The following is a 7,635-nucleotide window of genomic DNA, read 5'->3' on the forward strand; positions in this document are numbered from 1 at the left end:
GGCCACGACCACCGCGCTTCCGACGGTCACCTATGCCAACGGAGCATCCGGCGTCGGTGCCACGCTCACCGCCTCTGCCAACGGTGCTTTGACGGTCGATGGCGTAGCCGCGAACCTCAACGACGTGATCCTGGTCAAGAACCAGGCCTCGTCGTTCCAGAACGGCATCTACACGGTCACGGCGACCGGTAGCGCCGGCGCGCCTTTCGTCCTGACGCGTGCGACCTACTACAATCTCTCCGCCGACATCGATCTTGGCGACCAGACTTTCGTGACGGGTGGAGCGACGCAGGGCGCCACGACCTGGACGCAGAATGCCAAGGAAAACCCGGTCATTGGGACCGACCCGATCACGTTCGCCCAGACGGCGGGCGTCGGTTCCTACACAGCCGGCAACGGCCTCGTCCTGGCGGGCACGCAGTTCGCGATCGACACGACGATCGTCACTGACCTGTCCTCGGCGCAGTCGCTCTCCAACAAGACGCTGGTGAGCCCGGCACTCAGCGGCGTGCCCACCGCGCCGACTGCAGCGGCAGGCACGAATAGCGCGCAGATCGCCAGCACGGCATTTGCTGCGGCCGCTGCGGCGACCGCAGCTGCCGGCTCGCTTGTCAACGTCCAGGTAAAGACTGCCTCGGGCACCTATACGCCTACGGCAGGCGCAAGCCGTGCAATCGTCTTCGTGACGGGCGGCGGCGCTGGCGGCACGACCGGCACCGGCAGCGGCAGTGAAAGCGGCGGCGGCGCTGGTGGCACGAGCATCTTCCTCATGAGCGGTGTCTCGGCACAGACCGTTACAATCGGTTCGGGCGGCGCTGCTGGCGCCGCAGGTGGATCATCCGCGTTCGGCACTGTCACCGCAAACGGCGGCTCTGCGGCAGCCTCTCAGAACGTTGGTGGTCGCGGCGGCGTCCCCGGCACAGGCACGCTTAGCATTGGTGGCGGCGACGGCGGCTCCGGCACCAATGCGACCGGCAACTCCCAAGGCGGCGAGGGTGGCGCAAGCTTCTGGGGCGGCGGCGGCGCGGGCGGCCAGACCGCCGGCGGCCACAACGCCGGCGCGGCTGCGCAGGCATTCGGCGCTGGCGGCGGCGGCGGCTCGTACAGCGCCGGCGCTGGCGGTGCCGGCGCACCCGGCGTCGTTCTCATACTCGAGTTCAAATAAGGATCGCATTCATGCAACTGGCAGTCATCCAAGGCACCGACGTCGTGAACATCATCGAGGGCGACCCGACCTTCACGCTCGACGGCTTCACGATCGTCCCGCTCGCGGAGCCGGGCTATATCGGCGGCACCTATACCAATGGCGCGTTCAGCGCTCCCCCGGCACCGCCTGCCGTTGTCCCGGAAAGCGTGTCGGCTCGGCAATTCCACCTCCAGCTAAGCGTTGCCGGGTTGCGCGCCCAGGTCATCGCCTGGATCGGAACGCAGCCTGTCGAGGTGCAAGACGCCTTCGAATACAGTGGAAGCTTCGTGCGCAACGAGCCGATGCTGGAAACCGGCTTCGCCGCGCTCGGCTACACGTCGGCCCAGATCGACGCGTTCTTCACGGCCGCCGCGCTGCTCTGACGGCGGGCACGCACGCCGGCGTCGACTCGAGTCCTCGTTCTCATCTGATCAAGCTGCCCTCTAGGGCGGAAAGGAAGTGTTATGCGTCTCGTCGCTGACGTGCGCCGCGTGGTGCTGTTGTCTCTGAGTTTCTGGATGCAGGTGTTCGGCCTCGCCGTGCTCGTGCTGCCGGAGCTCTGGTATCGCGTGACCGGCCAGGACTATGACCCAAACGTCGCATGGTGGCTCGGCGTGCTCCTGCTGCTCGCCGGCATTGTTGGCCGGGTCTACCAGCAGGGACTGTCGCCATGGAAGGAATGGATCCGCATCATTGCCGTGGCGGCGATCGCCTTCGCGTTGGCGCTTCTGCTCGCCTGGCCTTCGAGCGCAAGCCCCTTGGCTGGCAGTCCTGCGACCGAGGCACAGACGCTCGACATCGCCGTGCCGTTCATCGCCAAGAAGGAAGGCGAAAAGCTGGTCGCCTATAGGGACTCCGTTGGCGTCCCAACTATAGGCTTCGGCCATACCGCCAATGTGCACATGGGCATGGTGATCACGCACCAGCAGGCGCTCGATCTGCTGCGCCAGGACACCGCCGCGCACCGCACCGGGCTACACCGCTATTTCACGACGGAGACGATCAACGTCCGCCTGCCTGCTACGCGGGATGCCGCCTACACCTCGTTGGCATTCAACGTCGGCGCTGCCGGGGCGGGCAAGAGCACCGCAACGCGCCGCCTCAACGCTGGTGACGTCGCCGGCGGCTGTCAGGCGCTGACCTGGTTCGATGAAGCCGGCCATAGGGTGCTACGCGGCCTATGGGAACGGCGCCAGCAGGAGAAGGCGCTGTGCATGATTGGCGCAAGCCGATGATGCTCGCTTTCATCGCGCCGGTGCTGGCCGTCCTCGGCCCGGTCTGGAATTTTTGCACCAGCCGCTTCGGCCTGCCGCTGGTCGTCGCTGCCGGCATCATCCTCTTTTACGAGGGCCTGCCGCTCGGCCCGCTGCGCGACATTCCCTATGTCGGTCCGAAGCTGACCGGCCTCGTCGGCGGTCGCGTGGATCGAGCATATGCCGCGGGCCAACAGGCCGAGGACGCGATTTGGGAGGAGAAGATCAAGCTCGCCGCCATCGCCCAAGCGGCCGACACCAAGACGCGGCAGCAGGACATCGACGCCGCGGCACAGGCCTACATCGACAAGCAGCATAGCGACGCCGGCCGCATAGCCGAGCTGGTGCGCGGGCAGAAGGACCAAGACAATGCACCGCCCGTTTCGACCAATCCTTCTGGCTGCAAGCCTGATGGCATCTCTGCTGGGGTGTCAGAGCGCCTCGACGCCATCGGTCGATAGCCTGGTGCCGAAGCCGACGGCACACGTCGACCCAAGCGTGATGCAGGATTGCCTCGGCGTCGTCGACATCCCCCATCGTTTCGTCTCGACGGAGGAGGAGACACGGCTGCACGCGGAAGATCGCCGCCGGCTTGGCGATTGCGTTCGCCTCAACCACGCCAAGGGCGATACCATCCAGGCGCTCGTGAAATGAGCGGAGGGTTCCCCCAGCGTCTTCGCGAACTCGACCCGGAAACGATCCTCTGGCTCGATCGCCTCGACAGCAAGCAGCGCGAGGCCCTTATCTGGGCCGGCCGGCTGGATCCTCTGCGGCGCGAAAGGCTCGATAAATTCCTCGATCTGGATGAGGACCATTTCGAAGCTGGGTTCGCCGTTGTTCAACTCTGGACGCGCTTGCGCTGGCTGGGCTCCACATCGATGTGGATCATTCTCACGGTTGCGGGGTTGTTACTGGCATTGACGCAGATAGTCGACCAGCTGAAAGGACCGAAGCCGTGAGGCTGCCGCGCACCGCTTCCGAAGTTCTGACCGGTCTGATTTTCCTATTGGCCGGAGCTCTCGGGGTGCTGCTCTACCTTCAGATAGCACAGGCGCTTCCCTTGTAATCGCCTGCCATCATTTCCAGTCTGCCCACCGGCTTCGGCCGGTGGGGCTCTTTTTTGTTACCCGATCCCTTAGGCGGCGCCGGCCGATAAAATTGTAGCGGCTCGTTAAGACGTCAGTAGGCGGCATGGACCACGTCACCGCGTTGTCTGAGACGGGTGAACAAGTCCCGGTTCACTTCCTCGCCACTTGGCCCGCTGCCTCGGCAGCGGGCTTTTCTAAAAACGTCGACTTGCGGCCTAAAACCTCATGATTTGCTAATGCCGACTTGATGTAATAGGACAAACTCGCCTAGGGAAACGGCGACGGTGTGGGGGATTCTTTGTCGACCTTTAACGAAATCCATGCGTTGCAGTTCGCTTGGTTTACGCCGGAGGAAGCGGCTACAAAAGAAATTGAGGCCACTTTCCGAAACACCTTTGGGCTCATGCCCGATCAGGTGCAGAGACAGCGGCCCCCAGCTTCGCCAGTGCCAATCACCGTTGCGTCAGCAACCGAGGGAACAACTCAGTTTAGAGTTCAAGCCGTCCCCGGTCGGGTCGACTTGTTCATTGAACCGACTTCGAACGACCCCACCCATTTCCCGGCCTTTACCGATTTCGCAGTGATTTTAGAAGGCCTCACCCGAGCAAAAACATTCTGCCAGTTCACGGGCTCCGGCACCTACCGACAGTCTTTCATCGTGAAGCTAGCGAAGCGGGTTCCCGACCCTGCTGGCTTTGGGGACGAATTTGCGAGGATCCTCGGCGTCAACAACAATCTGCGTGGCGCCGCTGATCTCTCATTCCAACTGAACAAGACAGTTCATCTAGGGCAGTACGATATCAATCGCGTTCTTCGATGGACGGCGGAAACTGCTCAGTACCAGCAATTCTCCTTCAATGCGGCGGCTCCACTCACTCCCGGCCCGATTGGCTTGGCGTACTTTGTTACCTATCTTATAGATATCAATACGGTCCCCAATCTCGGCAAGTCGTTTGATGCTGGAGGTCAGATTGCGGTGCTTGAGAAGTTGGGTAGCGTTGTGCAGCGATGCGTTGGATTTGAGAGTCTGGGAGACGTCAAATGAGCGGACTGACGCCGTTTTTCCAGGGTGAAACTTATCCCCTGGATGTTCCAAGCAGTCATCGCATTATGACGGCGAGCTCTGCTCTGGTGCTCGGAGTGGCCGTAGGGATCCTGACTGCCGGCGCAATCACTGCTGCCGAAGCTTCGACGCCGTATGACGCTGCTCCTCGGATCGTTCGCTATTCGTCGGCGACCTCTACTGACGGCTATCTAACAGACCTCCTCCGCCGCGCAGCATTCGTCAACGTGTACGACGCGATCGAGACTATGGCCGCGCTTCCCGTCGATGAGGACTATCATATCAATGCAGCTACTGCTGAAGAGGCTCATTTTACGCTTTCCCTCTTGTATATAATGGGGATAGGCGTCCCGAAGGTCTTTTCACACGATTCAGAATCGGTGACCTTTAGCTGGGCGCGCGGCTCTGATCGGCAATATATTACAGTCTCGGAAGGGGTCGCCTCGCTGCTCCGGACAAGCTCAACAACGAGCGAAATCCTTGACCATTCGTCTTTGCACGAACCGTCGATTGTGGGGCTTCTGAAAGTGGCGGGGCAGTATGGCGGATTCGGAACCGACTTTGTTAGGCAGCAGTGAAGTCGTCGCGAGATGTGCCATATTTCCCCAGTTCTCCAAGGAAGGCGAACCGGGATCTTTTGCCTTCGAAAAGCTGTTCTATTTTAGAGAGCCCAAAGCAAAGACCACGCCCAAGACCTGGCTTCTTTCGGTTGGTTGGCGCGCCAAACTCCCGACGGAGGGCGACGTACACGCGTACGGATGCCGAACAGCAGCGAATAGCAACCAGCGAAGGGCAGAGGAGGCACAGAAAAAAGGTCAGGCGATCGTCCCGTTAGAAGACACGGTTCACTACGTGGGATATTACGAATTCCCCGTGTCAGCGGCGGCCGGCGCGGCCAATGACGTATATGAGGTCTATGCTGAGAACTCCCCGGAAATGGGCGAAGATGCCCATTGTCACGTTGTCTTTAGGGAGAAAACAGATCTTCCGAAAGACCCGCCGAAGAGCGCGCGTCGGACGAAAATTGTTGATGCTATATGGCGCCGTTCCTCCGGTCCAAGAAAGCACATCTGTGCCGCCGACGAGGCTCATAGGGCCTTTCTAGAGGCAATCCCCTTGGAAGAGCCGCCGAATGCGGAGAACCCGACCGGGGTGGATGCGCCAGTGACTGCGAACGATGAGCAAACGGCGCACCGTCAGAAAGCCTAGTCGGATCGACCCAGCGCGCTCTGATCGGTGTCTTCATTCAATTTCGCTAAAATGCTCCGGAACCGGATGGCCGTGCACGGCTTGAATCGCGGTTGGGGTAATGTGCATGCGTAACGCAGGTGACCGGCTGAAGTTCATCAAGCCGCTTGAGCCTATCCAGGTCGAGACGCCTCCGGTCAGCGACGACTGGCTGCATGAGATCAAGTACGATGGCTTCCGCACCCAGCTCGTCCGCGATTGGGCAGGTGTGAGGGCATTCTCACGAAACGGACATGACTGGTCCCAGCGCTACTGGCCGATCGTCACCGCGGCAGAAAAGCTGCCAGCGGAGTCTTTCATCATCGACGGCGAGATGATCGCGCCGGAGCCCGACGGGCGGCCGAACTTCCATGAGATGCATTCGCGCATGACCTGGAACGCCGAGCTGCTCGCCTTCGTCGCCTTCGACCTTCTTTATCTCAACGATGAGCACTTCGTGCTCTGCCGCTGATCGAGCGCAAGGCAAGGCTCTGGGATCTGATCAAGCCGGCCAAGGGCATCATCCAGTATTCCGACCATGTCGAGGGCAACGGCGCTGCCTTCTTTGCAGCCGTTGAGAAGATGGGTCTCGAGGGCATGGTGTCGAAACGGCGCACCAGCAGCTATCGCAGTGGCAAGCAGGATTTCTGGGTAAAGACGAAATGTTGGGAGGTCGGCGACTTCGAACTGCTGGGCATTAAGCGAGAGCCCGGGAAGCCCGCTGCGGCGATCATGGCGCGGGGTGGCCGCTATGCCGGCACAGCAGCCGTGACGCTGCCCAGCGGCCTCAGGGAACGGCTGTGGCAGCGTGTCCAAGAGGCCAGGGCGTCGAAGCCAGCGCAGAGGGTGCCCAGCGCCTTCGCCGATGATGTCGAGTGGGTGAAGCCAGGCATCACCGGCCGGGTAAAGTTCCTTCGCGGCGAACACACGCTCCGCCATGCGACACTGGAGGACTTCGAGAGAAGAAGCGACACAGCCGATTGCTAACGGCGCCGGTACCGTCGCTGCCCAGATTGCCCCCGATTTCGAGGCCCGTCGAGCCGACCTAACCTGGGCTTCCTTGTTTTTCTGTCACATCGAGCAATGCGGCGAGGACTTCGGCCGGAGCTTCAACGCCTACGAAGCTGCGAACAAGGTCACCCGCGCGCGTTTCCCATTGTTCTCGCGGAAGACAGTCCTCCACGACCGAACGCCGGAAGGCTTCTCGGATAACGTCGAATTCAAAAGCGGAAATGAAATTTGCAGAGCGCTTGCTCATTGCTTCCTCCCTGCAGAGTTGGGCGAAAGCACCTGAGTTGACTTCCAAGCGCCCGTTTGCCGTCAGAGGTACGGGCGACGACCGTACCTTACACCCGCACGGGACGGCGTCGCTCTCATTTGTTGTAGCACGGAAAAAGACGACGACCGCCGAACAGGGCGGGGGCTCGGGGTGCGTCGAACGGTCGTCGGAGGGGAAGGGGCCATAGAGGCAGCAAACTGCGTTGCGATTGGCCCTGGCTCACTATGTCGTTGATTCGGCCCGGATGAAAATAGCAAATGTAAACTGGGAGCCCGCGCCAGAGTCATGGCATAGCGAAGGCAGGCTCCAGAATCCTGACGTCAAAGGTGCCGCGTTTGGACAGCAGCAAGCGCTTCTTTTAGGCTCCTCGGATCGGAAACCTTCTCAGCAGTCCCGCGTTGCTTCTCACGAGTTTCGTTACCCCCGGAGGTAAAATGCAAGGTTTGAAGCGGTCGCGCTGGACGGAAACCTACGACCTGAACGAGTTTGCGGCAAAGCACGGTTTGACAACCAGGCAGGCCGAAGTTGTGATTCAGAGC

11 protein-coding genes and 1 pseudogene are annotated in these 7,635 nt (G+C 61.2%); 11 read left to right on the forward strand and 1 reads right to left on the reverse strand.

Translation table 11 applies throughout. From position 1 onward, the window contains the following. The 11 genes and pseudogenes from EOA49_RS32880 to EOA49_RS34050 form a co-directional block, all read left to right on the forward strand. Positions 1–1,165 (forward strand): annotated as a pseudogene (locus EOA49_RS32880) (hypothetical protein); the annotation flags it as partial. 11 nt (positions 1,166–1,176) lie between these two features. After that, positions 1,177–1,569 carry a hypothetical protein gene (locus EOA49_RS28770; protein WP_245460830.1) on the forward strand — a complete coding sequence of 131 codons (393 nt, stop codon included), beginning with the start codon at positions 1,177–1,179 and terminating at the stop codon, positions 1,567–1,569. A gap of 81 nt (positions 1,570–1,650) precedes the next feature. After that, positions 1,651–2,421 (forward strand): lysozyme, encoded by a 771-nt coding sequence (locus tag EOA49_RS28775; RefSeq protein ID WP_127241880.1) that lies wholly within the window; start codon positions 1,651–1,653, stop codon positions 2,419–2,421. After that, entirely contained in the window at positions 2,397–2,900 is a 504-nt protein-coding gene (locus tag EOA49_RS28780) for a hypothetical protein (protein WP_127241879.1), read from the forward strand. Before EOA49_RS28775 ends, EOA49_RS28780 begins: the two co-directional genes overlap by 25 nt. 4 nt (positions 2,901–2,904) lie before the next feature. Then, positions 2,905–3,093: a hypothetical protein gene (locus EOA49_RS28785; protein WP_127215458.1), complete on the forward strand. Its 189-nt coding sequence runs from the start codon at positions 2,905–2,907 to the stop codon at positions 3,091–3,093. After that, positions 3,090–3,398, forward strand: coding sequence for a hypothetical protein (locus tag EOA49_RS28790; protein ID WP_127241878.1), 309 nt, complete (start codon positions 3,090–3,092; stop codon positions 3,396–3,398). The genes EOA49_RS28785 and EOA49_RS28790 overlap by 4 nt, the downstream gene beginning before the upstream one ends. A 427-nt stretch (positions 3,399–3,825) precedes the next feature. Continuing rightward, positions 3,826–4,572, forward strand: a complete 747-nt coding sequence (locus EOA49_RS28795) for a hypothetical protein (protein ID WP_127241877.1) — start codon at positions 3,826–3,828, stop codon at positions 4,570–4,572. After that, a complete protein-coding gene (locus EOA49_RS28800; protein WP_127241876.1) occupies positions 4,569–5,168 on the forward strand; it encodes a hypothetical protein in 600 nt (199 codons plus the stop codon). The genes EOA49_RS28795 and EOA49_RS28800 overlap by 4 nt, the downstream gene beginning before the upstream one ends. After that, positions 5,131–5,799: a hypothetical protein gene (locus EOA49_RS28805; RefSeq protein ID WP_127241875.1), complete on the forward strand. Its 669-nt coding sequence runs from the start codon at positions 5,131–5,133 to the stop codon at positions 5,797–5,799. The genes EOA49_RS28800 and EOA49_RS28805 overlap by 38 nt, the downstream gene beginning before the upstream one ends. A gap of 106 nt (positions 5,800–5,905) precedes the next feature. After that, positions 5,906–6,289 (forward strand): hypothetical protein, encoded by a 384-nt coding sequence (locus EOA49_RS34045; RefSeq protein WP_281010227.1) that lies wholly within the window; start codon positions 5,906–5,908, stop codon positions 6,287–6,289. Between the two features lie 47 nt (positions 6,290–6,336). Next, positions 6,337–6,804, forward strand: coding sequence for a hypothetical protein (locus EOA49_RS34050; protein ID WP_292085587.1), 468 nt, complete (start codon positions 6,337–6,339; stop codon positions 6,802–6,804). Between the two features lie 58 nt (positions 6,805–6,862). On the opposite strand, the gene EOA49_RS28815 is transcribed toward EOA49_RS34050, so the two are convergent. Beyond that, positions 6,863–7,075 carry a hypothetical protein gene (locus tag EOA49_RS28815; RefSeq protein ID WP_127241874.1) on the reverse strand — a complete coding sequence of 71 codons (213 nt, stop codon included), beginning with the start codon at positions 7,073–7,075 and terminating at the stop codon, positions 6,863–6,865. Positions 7,076–7,635: the final 560 nt, after the last annotated feature.

The organism is Mesorhizobium sp. M1A.F.Ca.IN.020.04.1.1 (genome assembly GCF_003997315.1).
GTDB lineage: Bacteria > Pseudomonadota > Alphaproteobacteria > Rhizobiales > Rhizobiaceae > Mesorhizobium.